Genomic DNA, 15,746 nt, shown 5'->3' with positions numbered 1-15,746 from the left:
CGTCCATGAAATCCGGGAAATCGATTGATTTTCGATCGATACCGATCGATAATCGATGCATGCATCAACTCCTCATAGCCGTACTCCGGGTCGGCATCCTTACGACGGTCGCGGTCGGGCTCTTCGGCCAGATCGTGGTCATTCCGACGACGGCGGCCGATGAGGTCGAGCGTTTCCCGCCCTACGCCCCGTTCGCCACGTCCTATGTGACGATGGCGATCATCGGCGTCGCCTGTGTCCAGGTCGCGCTCTTCGCGGTGTGGATGCTGCTCGACATGGTCCAACGTGACGCGATCTTCACGGCGCTGGCCTTCCGCTGGGTCGATGTCGTCATCGGTTCCTCGGTCGTGGCGACGCTGTTGGCAGGCGGGGTCGCCGTGCACATCCTCCTGGCCGACATTCCCACTCCGGACGATGGCATGGAACTCCTCGGAGTCCTGGGGGCCACGGTCATGGCTGTCGGCGTGGGAGCGGCGTTCGCGATGCTCACCGTCATCATGCGAGGACTCCTGCGCAAGGCGACGGACCTGGAGACCGAGATCGCCGGGGTCGTCTGATGGGGATCATCGTCGACCTCGACGTCCAGCTCGCCAGGCACAATCTGTCGGTCGGTGAGTTCGCCGCCGCCGTCGGCATCACGCCCGCCAACATCGCCGTGCTCAAGAACGGCCGCGCGAAGGCGGTACGGTTCACGACCCTCGACGCGATCTGCCGCACGCTCGACTGCCAGCCCGGTGATGTGCTGCGCTGGGTACCGGACGACGACGCCGGCAGTCAGACCTCCCGGACCTGATCCCGTCATCCGTCAGCTGTCATCCGTCAGCTGTCATCCGCAATCCGTAGTCCGTAGTCCGTAATCCGTGCCGGTCCGCGTGAACCTTGTGCGTGCCCCGTGCGTTGTCCTTGCAGGCCGCTCGCTGTCGGCCGGGCCGCTTTCGGTCGGAGTCGGGTGAGGAGGGGGGCGGGTCATGGCAGAGCGCATCCGTACGGCCTCGCCCACCGGCAGACACCGGGCTCCCGTCACCGGCGTACTGCTGGCGGCGCTGTTCACCCTCCTCGGCGTACTCGGCCTCCAGGGCAACTCCGCCGCGGCCTCCTCCGACGCACTGACATCGGTCGCGGTCGCCGCACACCACAGCCCGGCACCGGCACCGGCACAAGCCCGGGCCGACACCCGCACCGGCGTCGACGACACCTGCACCTCCGCCTGCGGCCAGCCGCCCCGCGCGGGCCGGGTCACCGCGGGCGAGTGGCACACGCCGCCTCCCGGCGGGGTGTCGGTCCCGCCCCGCCTCGTGGTCCCCCTGCCGAAACCAGGGCTGTCGCTGCCGGGCGCACTCGGCGCCTCCACACCCTCACAGCACTCCACGCGGCACAGCGGGCGCGGCCCGCCGCCTCCAACCGGCATCTGACGTCACCCGGTCGACAATCGATCTCCACCGCGCCCCTTCCCCGGGCGCGGTATGCCTGTTGGAGGCACTCTTGACGCGCGCCATCCGCGTGCGGGCGTTCTTCGCCCTGGCCGTCCTGGCCCTGTCGCTCTACATCACCCTGACCGTCCCGGTCCGCCTCGGGCTCGACCTGCGCGGCGGAACCCAGATCGTCCTGGAGACCCGCGACTCCCCCACCGCCGAAGCCGACTCCGAAGCCACCGACCGAACCCTGGAGGTACTGCGCCACCGCATCGACGCGCTCGGCGTATCCGAGCCCACCATCGCCCGTTCCGGGGACAACCGCGTCATCGTCGAGCTGCCCGGTGTCCAGGACCCGAGCGAAGCCGCCGACGTCCTCGGCCGTACCGCCCAACTGACCTTCCACCCCGTTCTCAGCACGGATCCAGGCACGGATCCAGGCGCGGATCCAGGCGCGGAAAACGGCACGGATGCCGACACGGATCTCGACACAGGTCCCGGCAGCACAGGTCCCGGCACAGTCGACTCCGACGAGTCCGGACGGCCCGTGCGACTCGGCCCGTCCGCGCTCACCGGTGCGGACGTCGACAGTGCCGAGGCGCGCATCGACCCGCAGACCGGGGCCGGCTGGTTCGTCGGCATCGAGTTCAAGGGTGCGGGCGACGCCTGGGCCGAGCTGACCGGCGAGGCCGCGTGTCACCCGCCCGGCGATCCGGCCCGCCGCGTGGCCATCGTCCTGGACGACAAGGTCATCTCCTCCCCCCAGGTCAACTCGTCCGTGGCCTGTCGTACGGGCATCGCCGGAGGGTCCACCCAGATCACCGGTTCGTTCAGCCGGGAGGAAGCGCGCGAACTGGGCCTGCTCATCAACGGCGGGGCCCTGCCGGTACCGGTCGAGACGGTCGAACAACGCACCGTCGGCCCCACCCTGGGCGCCACGGCCATCGAGGCCAGTGTCCGGGCCGCTGTCATCGGCACCGCGCTGACCTCACTGTTCATCATCGCGGTCTACCGGCTCCTCGGTGCCCTCGCCGCCCTGGCGCTGGCCTGTTACGGAGTCATCTCCTACGCCGCTCTGGCCGCGCTCGGCGCCACCCTCACCCTCCCGGGGCTCGCGGGGTTCGTCCTGGCCATCGGTATGGCCGTCGACGCCAACGTGCTCGTCTTCGAACGGGCCCGTGAGGAGTACGCGGCCCGTCGCAAGGGCCTGCGCCCGGCCCTCGACGCGGGATTCCGGAAGGCCTTCAGCGCCATCGCCGACTCCAACATCACGACCCTCATCGCCGCCGGCCTGCTGTTCCTCCTCGCTTCCGGGCCGGTGCGGGGCTTCGGCGTCACCCTGGGCATCGGCGTACTCGCCTCCATGCTCAGTGCCCTGGTCATCACCCGGGTCCTCGCCGACTACGCGGTCGCCCGGCGATCCGTACGACGCCGTCCCCGACTCACCGGCATCGCGGACACCGGGAAGGTCCGCGACTGGCTCACCCGCCGCGACCCGGACCTGATGCGGCGCGGGCGCACCTGGCTGGCGGCATCCGCCGTAGTCCTCGTCCTGGCCTCCTCGGGCATCGCGGTCAGGGGGCTGGACTTCGGCGTCGAGTTCACCGGCGGACGGCTCATGGAGTACGCCGCCTCCGCCCCGGTCGACGCCGACCGGGCGCGGGCCGCCCTGGCCGACGCGGGTGTGCCCCGCGCCGTTGTGCAGACCTCCGGCGACGGCGATCTCTCTGTCCGCACCGGTCAGCTGACCAACGCCGAGGCGGCGAAGGTGGACAAGGCGGTCGGCGATCTCACGGGCGGCGCCGAGAAGATCCGCGACGAGTTGATCGGCCCCAGCCTCGGGGACGAACTGCGCCGGGGTGCCCTCATCGCCCTCGCCTCGGCCCTGGCCGCGCAACTGCTGTATCTCGCGGTCCGCTTCCGGTGGGCTTTCGGGGCGTCCGCGGTCGCGGCCATGGTCCACGACACCCTGATCCTCATCGGTGTCTTCGCCTGGCTCGGCAAGCCGGTCGACGGAGTCTTCCTCGCCGCGCTGCTGACGGTGATCGGTTACTCGGTCAACGACTCCGTCGTCGTCTTCGACCGGATCAGGGAACTGTCAGCCGACAACCGGACCGACGGCCCCGGTGACGAACGAAAGGGGGTTCCCTTCCCTGTCCTCACCAACACGGCGATCCTGCAGACGCTCCCCCGGACGGTCAACACCGGTATGGGAGCCGTGTTCATCCTCGCCGCCCTCACCCTGCTGGGCGGCGACTCCCTGACCGACTTCGCGCTCGCCCTGCTCATCGGCATCGTCGTCGGCACGTACTCCTCGATGTTCACGGCCGCGCCCCTGGCCATCGAACTCGACGCCCGCAACAACCCGCCGCCCGGCGCACGGAAACGGGGCTCGCGGTAGGGGCCTGAGGCAAGGGCACCAGGGACGGCCGGCCACGGCAGACCGCCGTCAACCCCGTGGCGGCCCTCGTACTCATCGCGTCCGGCGCCTGGCACGGCAGCGGAGTACGCGGCCCCGAGGCGATACCTCCCGGCCGTTCCTCAACCTGCTCACGGAGTACGGGGCGCCGCGGGGCAGGCGGGAGGGCGCCGTTCCCGTGTCCGGACCGGACCGGACGCTCCATGAAGCCTCGTGGTCACTTCGCCGGGGTGCGGCGCACCACCTTGCCCCGCGCGTCCGCCTCCAGGGAGGCCACGCCCTCGGCGTCGGCCACGCCCACCCGTATGGAGGGGGAGCCGGCCAGGCCGTCGACGCTGATCTGCCAGGTCTTCGGGGAGCGGACACCGAGGGTGGTCCTGGCCTCCTCGACCAGGGCCGGAAAGCGTTCGTAGGGCAGGGAGTCCGGGTCGAAGTGCGCGGCTTGCGTGCCAGGAGGAGAGAACACGATCGACAACTGGCGCTCCCGTACGACGACAGTGAGCGCCAGGTGCTTGTTCTCACCCCTGCCCTTGCCCTTGCCCTTGCCCTTGGTGAGCGAGTCGACGGCTCGGCGCAGTTCCCCCTTGTCGAGCAGTGACTGGTCCGGGCCGACGTCGACCGTGCCGGTCTCCGACGACAGGACGGTGGTGGACGTACTGGAGGAGGACGTACTGGAGGAGGACATGCCGGCGGAGACGGACCGCTCCGCGGACGGTGACCGCCGGGTGGCGGAGGTGTCCTGGTCGAACAGGTCCCCGCGGAACGACAGCAGCACGGCCGCCGCGCCGAGCAACAGGCCGACCATCACGAAGGCCCCGAAGGCACAGCCCTCGGGAGGCCGGCTCACCTTGGACTCCTCGGGCGCCGAGTCGATACCCGCTTCGGCCGCCCGGGCCTCCCACTCCGGGGTGGGCCGCTGCACGATCGTCACCCGCCACGGACGGTCCGGCGGGTACTCGACCACCAGGATGCCGCGGGGCCGGTAGTCGGGGAGGTCGACCAGGTTGATGTCCCGGGTGGTCTCGGCGCGGAACGCGGGAGCGTCGTCCGGCGCGACGGTGAGATCGAACCGCACCGGGATGTCTCCCGTCTCACCGCCGACGGCCCGCAGACTCTCGATCATCGCGAGAGCCGTGCGGGGTACGACGGCCGCTTCCCGGGCCCGCCTCGGCGCTCCTGCCAGGACGAGGACCAGGCCGAAGACGACGGGCACGACCAGGCCCGTGACGAACACCGGCACGTTCTCGATGACGACGCCGGTGACGAGAGCCGCCGACGACGCTCCGATCACGCCGCCCGTCAGGAACCCCCGGGCGAGGGCGCCGGGGGTGCCGTGCGTGGGCGGCGCGCTCGTGCTGATCGTCATGGGGGTGATTGTGCCGGGCCGCACCGACAGCCGGTAGAGCGGTACGGCTGTGCGTCACGCGTTCCGTTCGGCTTCCTGGGCTGCGCGCTCCAGCCGGCTTCGGTATTCCTCCTGCCACGCCGAATCGCCCGGCGCCATACCGCTGTTGGTCCTGTTCATGCCGACCGAGCCGTCCATGAGTTCGCGGAGGATGTCGGCATGGCCGGCGTGCCGGTGCGTATCGGCGATCACGCGCACGGCGGCGTGGTGCAGGGTCACCTCGTTCCGCTCGCTCGGCCACCACGGCACCCGGCCGACCGTGTCCAGGGCGAGCGCGTCGATCGTCGCGTCCGCGTGCGCCCAGGCCCGTCGGTAGAGGCCCACGATGTGCTCGCGTGACTCTTCGGCGGTGGCCCACATGTCCGCGTTGGCCTCGGCTCCGTCCTCAAGCCAGGGCAGCGACTCGCCGGACGGGCGCCCGAAGGTGTCGCCGAAGTAGCCCAACTCCACCCCGGCCGCGTGTTTGACCAGGCCAAGGAGGTTGGTGCCGGTCGGCGTCGAGGGGCGGCGGATGTCGTACTCCCGGAGCCCTTCGAGCTTCCACAGCAGGGCCTCGCGGGCGGACTGCAGGTAGAAGTGCAGGTCGGCCTTGAGAGCAGCCTCGGGATCGCTCTCGGAACCGGGGTCGGGGTGGGTATCCGATGTGTTCATGGGGTCGAGTCTCCCGCTCGCGCGATGATCGCGGACAGTCCGAACTCGAAGCGTTCGTCGAAGGATCGCGTGTCGAGGTGGTGGAGGACGCGGTGGAGGGCGGGGTAGGCCGTCCTGGAAATCGCGTGCACCAGACTGTCGTTCGGGGGCCGTTGGGGCGCCGCCTGTTCCTCCTGGGTGAGGCCGAGGGCGAGGTAGATGATCGTCCACGTGGTCCAGGCGGCGTCCCGGTCGTCGAGACCGCTGTCCAGCAGCGCGGTCAGCAGCGCGTCGGCGAAGCCCAGGGTGTGCGGTTCGGCGGCGAACGTACCGACCACGAGTACGGCGCCGTCGCGGTGGGCGAGCAGGGCGCGGCGGTACCGGCGGGCGAGTTCGCGCACGCCCTCGTTTCGGTCGGCCGGGAGTCCGTCGAGCGAGGCCTCGCCGACGACGGCGTCCGCCATCAGCTCCAGCATCCGGGCCTTGGTCTTCACATGCCACAGCACGGTGTTCATGCGTACGCCGAGCCGGTCGGCGACGGCCCGGGTGGACAGGGCGTCCAGGCCCTTCTCGCCCAGCAGTTCCAGCGCGGTCCGGATCACGTTCTCGACCGCCCGCCGCGGCCCGGGTCCGGCGTCTTCGGTCTCCGGGGCGCGCTGATGGTCGCACCGCTGCCGGGCGGGCTTCATCGCCTCGTCGGCCTCAGCCCCGACAGCCTCACCACCGAGTCGCCGGGAGACCTCACTCTGGAGGAGCTGCGGGCCAAGGCCACATCGCCTGGGTCGGCACGGACCGGGACGACACCGCGCTGGCCGCCGCGGCGGACCGGGCGCTCGCCACCACCCACCGGTCGGCGGCCGGCTGACCGCGCCCGTCATCGGACGCGGAGCCGCAGAGCCGCGAGGAAGTGCCGTTCAGTCGCCCACGTACGCCGCGAGGTGTTCCCCCGTGAGGGTGGAGCGGGCGGCGACCAGGTCGGCCGGGGTGCCCTCGAAGACGATCAGGCCGCCGTCGTGGCCCGCGCCGGGGCCGAGGTCGATGATCCAGTCGGCGTGCGCCATGACCGCCAGGTGGTGCTCGACGACGATGACGGACTTGCCGGAGTCGACGAGCCGGTCGAGCAGGCCGAGCAGCTGCTCGACATCGGCGAGATGCAGGCCCGTGGTCGGCTCGTCCAGGACGTACACACCACCCTTGTCGCCCATGTGGGTGGCCAGCTTGAGCCGCTGGCGCTCGCCTCCGGAGAGCGTGGTGAGCGGCTGGCCGAGGCTGAGGTAGCCGAGCCCGACGTCGGCGAGGCGTTCGAGGACGCGGTGCGCGGCCGGGGTGCTCGCCTCGCCCTCGCCGAAGAACTCCACGGCCTCGGTCACCGACATCGCGAGCACCTCACTAATGTCACGGCCGCCGAGGCGGTACTTCAGGACCGCGGCCTGGAACCTCTTCCCCTCGCACTCCTCGCAGGGAGTGGCGACACCGGCCATCATCCCCAGGTCGGTGTAGACGACGCCCACGCCGTTGCAAGTGGGGCAGGCGCCCTCGGAGTTGGCGCTGAACAGGGCCGGCTTCACGTCGTTGGCCTTGGCGAACGCCTTGCGGATGGGGTCGAGCATGCCGGTGTACGTCGCCGGGTTGCTGCGCCTGGAGCCGCGAATGGCGCCCTGGTCGATCGACACCACGCCCTCGTCGTCGTGGATCGATCCATGGACGAGCGAGCTTTTTCCGGAGCCCGCGACTCCGGTGATGACGGTGAGCACCCCGAGGGGAATGTCGACGTCGACGCCCCGCAGGTTGTGCGCGCTCGCGCCGCGGATCTCCAGCGAGCCGGTGGGCTCACGTGGCGTCCTCTTGAGGGTGGCCCGGTCGTCGAGGTGGCGGCCGGTGACGGTGCCACTGGCCCGCAGCCCCTCCACCGTGCCCTCGAAGCAGACGCTGCCGCCCGCCGTACCCGCGCCCGGCCCGAGGTCGACGACATGGTCGGCGATCGCGATCGTCTGGGGCTTGTGCTCCACGACGAGCACGGTGTTGCCCTTGTCCCGCAGCCTCAGCAGCAGGTCGTTCATCCGCTGGATGTCATGGGGGTGCAGGCCGATGGTGGGCTCGTCGAAGACGTAGGTGATGTCGGTGAGCGAGGAGCCGAGGTGGCGGATCATCTTGACGCGCTGCGCCTCGCCGCCCGACAGCGTGCCCGCCGGACGGTCGAGCGAAAGGTAGCCGAGGCCGATCTCCACGAACGAGTCGAGGGCCTGCTGCAGTGCGGCGAGCAGCGGTGCCACCGACGGCTCGTCGAGGCCCCGGACCCATTCGGTCAGGTCGCGGATCTCCATCGCGCAGGCGTCGGCGATGCCGACTTCGCCGATCTTCGACGACCGGGCCCCTTCGCTGAGCCGGGTGCCGTCGCACTCGGGGCAGGTGGCGAAGGTGACCGCCCGCTCCACGAACGCCCGGATGTGCGGCTGCATCGACTCCTTGTCCTTGGACAGGAACGACTTCTGGAACTTCGGGATCAGCCCCTCGTAGGTGAGGTTGACGCCGTTGACCTTGACCTTGACGGGCTCCCCGTAGAGGAAGTCCCGCAACTGCTTCTCGGTGTACTCGCGGATCGGCTTGTCCGGGTCGACGAAGCCGGACTGGGCGTACACCTGCACGGTCCACTGGCTGTCGGACTTCCAGCCGGGAATGGTGAACGCGCCCTCGGCGAGGGACTTGGAGTCGTCGTAGAGCCGGCTGAGGTCGATGTCGGAGACCGTGCCCCGGCCCTCACAGCGCGTACACATGCCGCCGGTGCGGTTGAAGGTCGCCTTCACCGTCTTCTTGGCGCCGCGCTCCACGGTGATCGCACCGCTGGCCCGGACCGAGGCGGTGTTGAAGGAGTACGCGCTCGGCGGACCGATGTGCGGTGTGCCGAGGCGGCTGAAGAGGATGCGCAGCATCGCGTTGGCATCGGTGGCGGTGCCCACGGTGGAGCGCGGGTCGGAGCCCATCCGCTGCTGGTCGACGGTGATCACGGTGGTCAGCCCGTCGAGGACGTCGACCTCAGGGCGGGCCGGTGTCGGCATGAAGCCCTGGAGGAAGGCGCTGTAGGTCTCATTGATCATCCGCTGCGACTCGGCGGCGATCGTGTTGAACACCAGGGAGCTCTTGCCCGAGCCGGAGACACCGGTGAACACGGTCAGTCGGCGCTTGGGGATCTCGATGCTGACGTCTTTGAGGTTGTTCTCCCGCGCGCCGTGCACGCGGATCAGGTCATGACTGTCGGCAGCGTGCGGCGCGGGCGACCGCGTGTCCGTCCGGGGGGCCATGCTCATCATGTCTCCATCTGTCGCTCTGTCGCTCTGTCGCTCTGTCGCTCTGGTGATCTGGTGATCTGGTGATCTGGTGATCTGGTGATCTGGTGATCTGTGCGTTCGCTGGACATGCTCAGCGGCGTTCCTGAATGCGGATCATGTTGCCCGCGGGATCGAGGAAGGCACAGTCCCGGACGCCGTACGGCTGCTCGGCCGGCTCCTGGACGACCTCGCCGCTGCCCGCCGCCCTGACCCGCTCGAAGGTGGCGTCGAGGTCGGGGGTGGCCAGGAGGATGCCCGCGTACGCGCCCTTCGCCATCATCTCCGCGACGGTGCGGCGCTCGTCGTCGGTGACGCCGGGGTCGGTGACCGGCGGCTCCAGGACGAGGGACGGGCCGGACCGGCCGGCGACCCCGACCGTGATCCAGCGCATCGTGCCGTGCCCGACGTCGTCACGGACCTCGAAGCCGAGGGCGTCCCGGTAGAAGGCCAGGGACGCGTCCGGATCGGTGTGCGGGAGGAAGCTGGCGTGCAGGGTGACGTCCATGGCAGTCACGCTAGACGCGGCACGGGGGTCGGCGCTTCTCGATTCCTGATCGATCCGGTGCCCGCGGCCGGCCGGCGGCCCTACGTACCCGTGGTGGTGATGCGGGTGACCGCCTCAAGCGTCAGGGCACGGTCGTGGGGCTCGATGTCCAGGGCGCGGTGGAGGGTCAAACCCTCGATGAGGGCGTCGAGTTGGCGTGCCGTGTCCGGATCGAAGTGCTTCTCCAGATGGGTACGGCTGCGGGCCATCCACTCGTGGGTCAGTTCCCGGTAGACCGGCCGACGCGCGGCGAGGACGTACAGCTCCTGGGTGAGTACGAGGTCGCGGCGGCTCCCCTCCGACAGTGCGTGGACGAGATCCGTCACGGCCTGTCGGGCCTGGTCGCGGTCGGCCGGAGCGGCGAGATGGGCGTCGAAGACGGCGACGATGTGGTCGGCGAAGCGGGTGAACGCCTCCCGCAGCAGCTCGTCCATACCGCTGAAGTGGTAGGTCATCGATCCCAGCGGGACGCCGGCGCGCGCGGCGATCTTCCGGTGGGAGACGCCGGCGATCCCCTCCTCGGCGATGAGGTCGAGGGTCGCGCCGATGATGCGTTCGCGGCGCTGCGGGTCGGTGTGTCCGGTGGCCATGGCGGAAGCCTTCAGAGGGTGCGGACCGGGCGGGCGGGGTTGCCGACGGCGACGACACCGGCGGGCACGTCCTTCGTCACCACGGCGCCGGCGCCGATGACGGAGTTGTCTCCGATACTCACACCGGGCAGCACGATGGCGCCTCCCCCCAGCCACACGTTGTTCCCGATGGTGATCGGCTGGGCGGCTTCCAGCTTGTCGCGCCGGGGCTCCGGCTCCAGGGGGTGGGTGGGGGTGAGCAGTTGGACGTTCGGACCGATCTGGCAGTCCTCGCCGATCGTGATCGCCGCGACGTCCAGGGCGGTCAGGTTGTAGTTGACGAAGGTGCGCGCGCCGATCGTGATGTTGCTGCCGTAGTCGACGTACAGCGGTGGTCGCAGGTGTACGTCGGGCCCGAGGGAGCCGAGCAGTTCGGCGAGGATCGGGCGGGCCGCCTCGGTGTCCTCGACATAGGCGGCCTGATAGCGGGCGGCCAGGCGCACCGCTCGCTCGTAACGGCGGACGATCTCCGGGTCGTCGGCGATGTAGTGATCGCCCGCCATCATGCGTTCGACATTCGTGCGGGGGTCCTGGGCGAAGTAGTCCGTCGACATGCGTACGATCGTACGCTCGGCGGCGGGCCGCGACCCGGGAAACGTGAGACGCCAGGGACGACAGGGCCCAGGGCGTTTCTTCTGGATCAGGTCGGATCAGGCCGCGGTGTCCGGTGCGGTGCATCGCGAGGCGGAGCATGACCCGCGTACTGGACGTGCTCGGGTCGTGCGACAACGCCGCGAGGCGCCGTGCCGGGCGCCGCGGACCCGGGCTGATCCAAAAGAAACGCCCTAGCGGCGTTGGGGCTGCAGCACCTTGGCGAGCAGGAGTACCAGCAGGCCGGCGAGGGGCACCACCAGCAGGCCCACCCGCAGGCCGGCCGCGTCCGCGACCAGTCCGACGACCGGCGGGGAGAGCAGGAAGCCCAGACGCATGAGCCAGGACACGATGGCCAGCCCCGAACCGGGCTTGAGGCCGGGCAGTTCGTCGGCTTCGTGCATCGCCGCGGGGACCAGCGTCGCCACGCCGAACCCGGCCGCGGCGAACCCGAGAATCGTGCCGGGCACCGTGGGCACGGCCAGCGCCAGGCCCATGCCGGTAACGACGACGAGGCCGCCGGCTCGGGCCACCGCGCGCTGGCCGAACCGGTCGACGAGACGGTCGCCGATGATGCGGCCCACGAACTGGGCTCCGACCAGGGCGATGTAGCCGGAGGCGGCCAGCGTCACCGACGCGGACAGCGAGCCGGAGAGGTAGAGAGCGGCCCAGGAACTGCCCGCGTCCTCGACGAGCGTGCCGGCCGTGGCGATGAGCACGAGGGCGCCCAGCACGTACGCGGTACGCCGACCCGCCGTCGGACGCCGCACCTGCCCCTCTTTCCGACCGCCGGGACCCGACTCCGCTGCCGAGTCCGTCGCCGAGCCGGTGTCCGCCACGGACCCGGGCTCGTCGTCGCCCCCGGGCTCGGTCTCGGTCTCGGGGCCGGACAGGCAGAACCGCAGGGCGACGCACGCGGCCACCGCGAACACCACCGCCGAGATCGTCAGATGCCGCCCGCGTGAGAGGTCGAGCGCTATCGCCGCCGCGGCCATGGATCCGCCGGCGACGGCGCCGATGGACCAGATCGCGTGGAAGGAGTTGATGATGGAACGCCCGTAGCGTCGCTGCACACGCAGTCCGTGGGCGTTCTGCGCCACATCGGTGACCGCGTCCATCGCTCCGGCCAGGAACAGCGCCGCCGCGAACAGCACGACCGAGTCGGCCAGACCCGCGACGAGGATCCCCGCTCCGGTCAGCAGGGTGCCGGCCACCGCCGCCCGCGCCGAGCCCATCCGGCGGATCACCACCGCCGCGGCGAGACCGGCCGCGATGGCGCCCGCCGGGAACGCGGCGACGGCCAGACCGTAGGCCGCGTTCCCCAGGCCGAGATCCGCCTTGATCTGCGGATACCTCGGCAGAAGGTTGGCGAACAGGGCTCCGTTGGTGAAGAAGAGCACGGCGACGGCCACCCGAGCCCGCCGTTCGGCCGACGCGGGTCGGCGCAGTACGTCAACAGTCATGATGGCGACCCTATAGCGAGAGCGTACGAACGTACATTCTCGCTTGTTCGGCAGGCCACGACACACGGCGGGGCGGGACCGGCACGTGCCCCGGTCCCGCCCCGTCCCGCCTCTGTGCGCTCGCGTTCGTGTGACCTACTTGCTCGCAGCGAAGCGCATCAGGGCCTGCTCGTCGCCCTGCTTGATCTTCCCGGTCTCGTTGATCACCTGCAGCTTCCAGACCCCGCCGACCCGGATCGCCTTGGCGACGGCGCAGCCGTTGTCGTTGCTGAGGAGACTCGGCCAGACGTCCGCGACCTGCTGCGTGCTGCCGCCGCTGGCGTCGTACACCTTGAAGCTGATGTTCCGCGCCTTCTGGAAGGAGCTGCCCTTCTTGTAGGCGGCGGCGACGAAGACGATCGAGGTGATGTTCGTCGGGACACGGGCGAACTCGACGGTCACCGTCTCGTCGTCACCGGCGCCCTTGCCGGTCTGGTTGTCGCCGGTGTGCACCAGCGAGCCGTTGCCCAGCGGGTCCAGCGAGTCCAGACCTGCCAGCCGGACCGGGTCCGAGCCCTGCATCGCGATGGCGATCAGGTCGAGGTCCGTGCCGGTCTTCTGGCGCAGCTTGCCCATCAGTCCGCCGCTGCTGCCGACGGTGGGGTCCCAGGACACCCCGATCGACAGATGAGTCACTCCGTCGAGATCCGCCGGGCCGTCTTCCTTCGTAAGCGTGATCATGCCTGTTCCTCTTGATCGTGAGAATGCCTGTATGCAGTGTGCCTCCCTCGTGTCACACCACATAGCCCGGGACCCACACGAATCACCAGATCCCCGCCCCGCTCGGGTCACAGGCGCCCCGATGCGCCCATCGGGCGATCCGTCCCCTCACCGCGGGACATCTCACTGCCCCGTCTGGATGTCCCCCCGCGTGGAGGACGCGATGGTCTCGCGGTGGGCGAAGTCGCCCGGGGGGATGCCGGGGTGGTGACCGAGACGGGTCGGTGGTTCTGCCGCCGAGGGGTCGAGGGTGAGGCGGGAGACGATGCGGTAGCGGTCGCCGCGGTAGATCGAGTGGACGTATTCGACGGGTCGGCCGGTGGTGTCCGAGGTGAGCCGTTCGAAGAGCAGCGCCGGGGACAGTTCGGGAACGTCGAGCAGTTCGGCCTCGGCGCGGGTGACGACGGTCGGCTCGATGGCCTGCACGGCCTCCTGGACGTGTACGCCGTGCTGTTCGCGCAGATGCTCGTACAGGTCCCCCGCTTCCAGTTCCCGGGCGGACAGGGTGGGGACCAGATCGGCTCTGATGTGCAGATGCTCGATGGCCATCGGGGCGCCGTCGACGAGGCGCAGCCGTGCCACGTACACGATCTCGGCGGCGGGTGACATCCGCAGTTTGCGGCCCACGCGCGCGCCGGCCGCGAAGGTGGTGAACTCCAGCAGGCGGCTCGACCACGCCCCGGAGGCCTGAGGTGCCGTCATGGTCCGCTGTCCGGAGACGAGTTCCTGGGTGATCTTCTCGGGTGCGACGAACATGCCCCGGCCGTGCTCCCGCACCAGGAGGCCCGCGGCCACGAGTTCGTCGACCGCCGCGCGCAGGGTCGGGCGGGACACTCCCAGACGGGCGCACAGGGAGCGCTCGGAGGGAATCGCGTCACCCGGGCTGCGTGACTCGACGAGGTCGAGGACGAAGTCGCGGACCCGCTCCCGTTTCAGTACCGCACCCGACGCGTCTTCCCTCATGCCGCTCCCACCCACATGCTGCTCCCCCTCATTCCACTCCCCCATGCTGTGTCCCTCATGCTGTCGTGCGCGACATCCCCTTTACCAGTTGACCAGTTGTCGCACGCAGTGTCACTCCTGGTCGGGCGAAGTGTAACCGCTGCCCATGGCCCGACACCCGGGTATTGCCCTGCCCGGACGCCAACAACCCATGCGGCACAAGGGGTTGACGCCGCTGATTGGTCTATGCCAGTTTCATCCCCGCATCGAGAGGTGAGCTGTCCAGTGGGCTTCACTGGTCAGGTGGTCTGCTCATGTCCTCCAGAGGTGAACCGTGAAGCTCCGCTTGTTCGCCGGTGTGTCCGCGCTCGTCGTGACCGCCGGGCTGAGTGCCTGCAGCAGTTCTTCCGACGCCTCCGACGGGAGCACCGCCATCGATGTCTGGCTGATGCGCGACAGCGTCTCGGACCGGTTCCAGAAGGACTTCGTCAAGAGCTTCGAGGCCGCTCACCCCGACATCGAGGCCAAGGTCCAGATCCAGGAGTGGGACGGCATCGGCGAGAAGGTCACGGCGGCACTCGCCAGCGGCGACGCACCCGACGTCATCGAGACCGGCAACACCCAGGTCGCCCAGTTCGCGCAGAGCGGGGGCCTGCTCGACCTCAGCGACAAGGTCGGCGAACTCGGCGGGGAGGACTGGCTCAAGGGCCTCGCCGAGCCCGGCGCCCATGAGGGCAAGCAGTACGGCATCCCGTACTACGCCGCCAACCGCGTCGTCATCTACCGCACCGACCTCTTCAGGGAGGCAGGCGTCGACCCGGCCGAGATCAAGACCCGCGACCAGTGGATCACCGCCACCAGAAGGCTGAACTCCGGTGGTACGCAAGGCATTTACCTGCCCGGACAGAACTGGTACACCTTCGCGGGCTTCGTCTGGGACGAGGGCGGCGACCTCGCCACCGAGTCCGGCGGCAGGTGGAAGGGCTCGCTGGACACCCCCGAGGCGATCCGCGGCATGGAGTTCTACAAGAAGCTGCAGTCGCTCGGCAGGGGCCCCAAGGACTCCGACGAGGCCAATCCTCCGCAGGCGGACGTGATGGCCAAGGGGAAGGTCGCCCAGATCGTCTCGTCCCCGGGCGGCGCCAACACGGTCGTGGAGAACAACCCCGCGCTCAAGGACAAGCTCGGCTTCTTCCCGATCCCGGGGAAGACCGCCGACACCCCCGGCGCCGTCTTCACCGGCGGCTCGGACCTCGTCATCCCCACGGCCTCCGCCAAACAGGACGCGGCCTACACCTTCGTCAGGGAACTCACCGGGGACACCTGGCAGAAGAAGCTCGCCGTCGCCATGAGCTACGTACCGAACAAGACCACGCTGTCCGACGCGGTCGCCGCCGACCCGGGCGCCTCGGCGATGGCGGTCGGCGCCGCCGAAGGCCGGGCCACGCCCAACACACCCGGCTGGGCCGCCGTCGAGGCCAAGAACCCGATCAAGGACTATCTGACCGCCGTGCTCACCGGCGGCGACGCGCGGAAGGAAGCCGCCAGGGCGTCCGAGGCCGTCACCACGGCGATGAACTCCGGCACCTGAACCGGCCGGCCCCCGAACCGTCCTCGCACCGGCTG

Annotated in this window: 15 protein-coding genes; 5 read left to right on the top strand and 10 right to left on the bottom strand. The window is 70.0% G+C overall.

Going from position 1 to position 15,746, the window contains the following annotated elements; genetic code table 11:
- Positions 1-59: 59 nt before the first annotated feature.
- The 4 genes from ACIOKD_RS25695 to secD all read left to right on the top strand — a co-directional run bounded on the left by ACIOKD_RS25695 (position 60) and on the right by secD (position 3,813).
- Positions 60-557 (top strand): DUF2975 domain-containing protein, encoded by a 498-nt coding sequence (locus ACIOKD_RS25695; RefSeq protein ID WP_402088337.1) that lies wholly within the window; start codon positions 60-62, stop codon positions 555-557.
- Positions 557-793: a helix-turn-helix domain-containing protein gene (locus tag ACIOKD_RS25690; RefSeq protein ID WP_402088334.1), complete on the top strand. Its 237-nt coding sequence runs from the start codon at positions 557-559 to the stop codon at positions 791-793. Before ACIOKD_RS25695 ends, ACIOKD_RS25690 begins: the two co-directional genes overlap by 1 nt.
- 175 nt (positions 794-968) lie before the next feature.
- Positions 969-1,412, top strand: coding sequence for a hypothetical protein (locus tag ACIOKD_RS25685; protein WP_402088331.1), 444 nt, complete (start codon positions 969-971; stop codon positions 1,410-1,412).
- A 70-nt stretch (positions 1,413-1,482) separates the two neighbouring features.
- Positions 1,483-3,813: a protein translocase subunit SecD gene (gene secD, locus ACIOKD_RS25680; protein WP_402088328.1), complete on the top strand. Its 2,331-nt coding sequence runs from the start codon at positions 1,483-1,485 to the stop codon at positions 3,811-3,813.
- A 235-nt stretch (positions 3,814-4,048) separates the two neighbouring features.
- Here secD and ACIOKD_RS25675 read toward each other — a convergent pair whose 3' ends face one another.
- From ACIOKD_RS25675 to ACIOKD_RS25630, 10 genes are all read right to left on the bottom strand, one after another.
- Positions 4,049-5,197, bottom strand: coding sequence for a hypothetical protein (locus ACIOKD_RS25675; RefSeq protein ID WP_402088325.1), 1,149 nt, complete (start codon positions 5,195-5,197; stop codon positions 4,049-4,051).
- A 54-nt stretch (positions 5,198-5,251) separates the two neighbouring features.
- A complete protein-coding gene (locus ACIOKD_RS25670) occupies positions 5,252-5,887 on the bottom strand; it encodes a DinB family protein (protein ID WP_402088323.1) in 636 nt (211 codons plus the stop codon).
- Positions 5,884-6,555: a TetR/AcrR family transcriptional regulator C-terminal domain-containing protein gene (locus tag ACIOKD_RS25665; RefSeq protein ID WP_402088320.1), complete on the bottom strand. Its 672-nt coding sequence runs from the start codon at positions 6,553-6,555 to the stop codon at positions 5,884-5,886. Before ACIOKD_RS25665 ends, ACIOKD_RS25670 begins: the two co-directional genes overlap by 4 nt.
- A 225-nt stretch (positions 6,556-6,780) precedes the next feature.
- Entirely contained in the window at positions 6,781-9,171 is a 2,391-nt protein-coding gene (locus ACIOKD_RS25660; protein ID WP_402088746.1) for an ATP-binding cassette domain-containing protein, read from the bottom strand.
- 112 nt (positions 9,172-9,283) lie between these two features.
- Positions 9,284-9,697: a VOC family protein gene (locus ACIOKD_RS25655; protein WP_402088317.1), complete on the bottom strand. Its 414-nt coding sequence runs from the start codon at positions 9,695-9,697 to the stop codon at positions 9,284-9,286.
- A gap of 80 nt (positions 9,698-9,777) precedes the next feature.
- Positions 9,778-10,326 carry a TetR/AcrR family transcriptional regulator gene (locus ACIOKD_RS25650; protein ID WP_402088314.1) on the bottom strand — a complete coding sequence of 183 codons (549 nt, stop codon included), beginning with the start codon at positions 10,324-10,326 and terminating at the stop codon, positions 9,778-9,780.
- 11 nt (positions 10,327-10,337) lie between these two features.
- Positions 10,338-10,919: a sugar O-acetyltransferase gene (locus tag ACIOKD_RS25645; protein ID WP_402088312.1), complete on the bottom strand. Its 582-nt coding sequence runs from the start codon at positions 10,917-10,919 to the stop codon at positions 10,338-10,340.
- A 231-nt stretch (positions 10,920-11,150) separates the two neighbouring features.
- Positions 11,151-12,419 carry an MFS transporter gene (locus tag ACIOKD_RS25640; protein ID WP_402088309.1) on the bottom strand — a complete coding sequence of 423 codons (1,269 nt, stop codon included), beginning with the start codon at positions 12,417-12,419 and terminating at the stop codon, positions 11,151-11,153.
- A gap of 135 nt (positions 12,420-12,554) precedes the next feature.
- Positions 12,555-13,139 (bottom strand): TerD family protein, encoded by a 585-nt coding sequence (locus ACIOKD_RS25635; protein ID WP_402088306.1) that lies wholly within the window; start codon positions 13,137-13,139, stop codon positions 12,555-12,557.
- 162 nt (positions 13,140-13,301) lie between these two features.
- Complete coding sequence (locus ACIOKD_RS25630) at positions 13,302-14,141, bottom strand: GntR family transcriptional regulator (RefSeq protein ID WP_402088303.1); 840 nt, start codon at positions 14,139-14,141, stop codon at positions 13,302-13,304.
- A 313-nt stretch (positions 14,142-14,454) separates the two neighbouring features.
- Here ACIOKD_RS25630 and ACIOKD_RS25625 point away from each other — a divergent pair, with 313 nt between their 5' ends.
- Positions 14,455-15,711 carry an extracellular solute-binding protein gene (locus ACIOKD_RS25625; RefSeq protein WP_402088301.1) on the top strand — a complete coding sequence of 419 codons (1,257 nt, stop codon included), beginning with the start codon at positions 14,455-14,457 and terminating at the stop codon, positions 15,709-15,711.
- The last annotated feature ends 35 nt before the right edge of the window (positions 15,712-15,746 follow it).

It is taken from the genome of Streptomyces sp. NPDC087844 (assembly GCF_044742785.1).
Taxonomy (GTDB): Bacteria; Actinomycetota; Actinomycetes; order Streptomycetales; family Streptomycetaceae; genus Streptomyces.
Note: the sequence above shows the minus strand (reverse complement) of the source record. Positions and strands in the feature narration are given on the sequence as shown.

Excerpts from the sequence above, each read along its gene's own strand:
- ACIOKD_RS25685 (WP_402088331.1), top strand. The coding sequence starts at position 969 with ATGGCAGAGCGCATCCGTACGGCCTCGCCCACCGGCAGACACCGGGCT.
- ACIOKD_RS25650 (WP_402088314.1), bottom strand. The coding sequence starts at position 10,326 with ATGGCCACCGGACACACCGACCCGCAGCGCCGCGAACGCATCATCGGC.
- ACIOKD_RS25690 (WP_402088334.1), top strand. The coding sequence starts at position 557 with ATGGGGATCATCGTCGACCTCGACGTCCAGCTCGCCAGGCACAATCTG.
- ACIOKD_RS25675 (WP_402088325.1), bottom strand. The coding sequence starts at position 5,197 with ATGACGATCAGCACGAGCGCGCCGCCCACGCACGGCACCCCCGGCGCC.
- ACIOKD_RS25645 (WP_402088312.1), bottom strand. The coding sequence starts at position 10,919 with ATGTCGACGGACTACTTCGCCCAGGACCCCCGCACGAATGTCGAACGC.
- ACIOKD_RS25695 (WP_402088337.1), top strand. The coding sequence starts at position 60 with ATGCATCAACTCCTCATAGCCGTACTCCGGGTCGGCATCCTTACGACG.
- ACIOKD_RS25665 (WP_402088320.1), bottom strand. The coding sequence starts at position 6,555 with ATGAAGCCCGCCCGGCAGCGGTGCGACCATCAGCGCGCCCCGGAGACC.
- ACIOKD_RS25635 (WP_402088306.1), bottom strand. The coding sequence starts at position 13,139 with ATGATCACGCTTACGAAGGAAGACGGCCCGGCGGATCTCGACGGAGTG.
- ACIOKD_RS25670 (WP_402088323.1), bottom strand. The coding sequence starts at position 5,887 with ATGAACACATCGGATACCCACCCCGACCCCGGTTCCGAGAGCGATCCC.
- ACIOKD_RS25660 (WP_402088746.1), bottom strand. The coding sequence starts at position 9,171 with ATGAGCATGGCCCCCCGGACGGACACGCGGTCGCCCGCGCCGCACGCT.
- ACIOKD_RS25630 (WP_402088303.1), bottom strand. The coding sequence starts at position 14,141 with ATGAGGGAAGACGCGTCGGGTGCGGTACTGAAACGGGAGCGGGTCCGC.
- ACIOKD_RS25640 (WP_402088309.1), bottom strand. The coding sequence starts at position 12,419 with ATGACTGTTGACGTACTGCGCCGACCCGCGTCGGCCGAACGGCGGGCT.
- ACIOKD_RS25655 (WP_402088317.1), bottom strand. The coding sequence starts at position 9,697 with ATGGACGTCACCCTGCACGCCAGCTTCCTCCCGCACACCGATCCGGAC.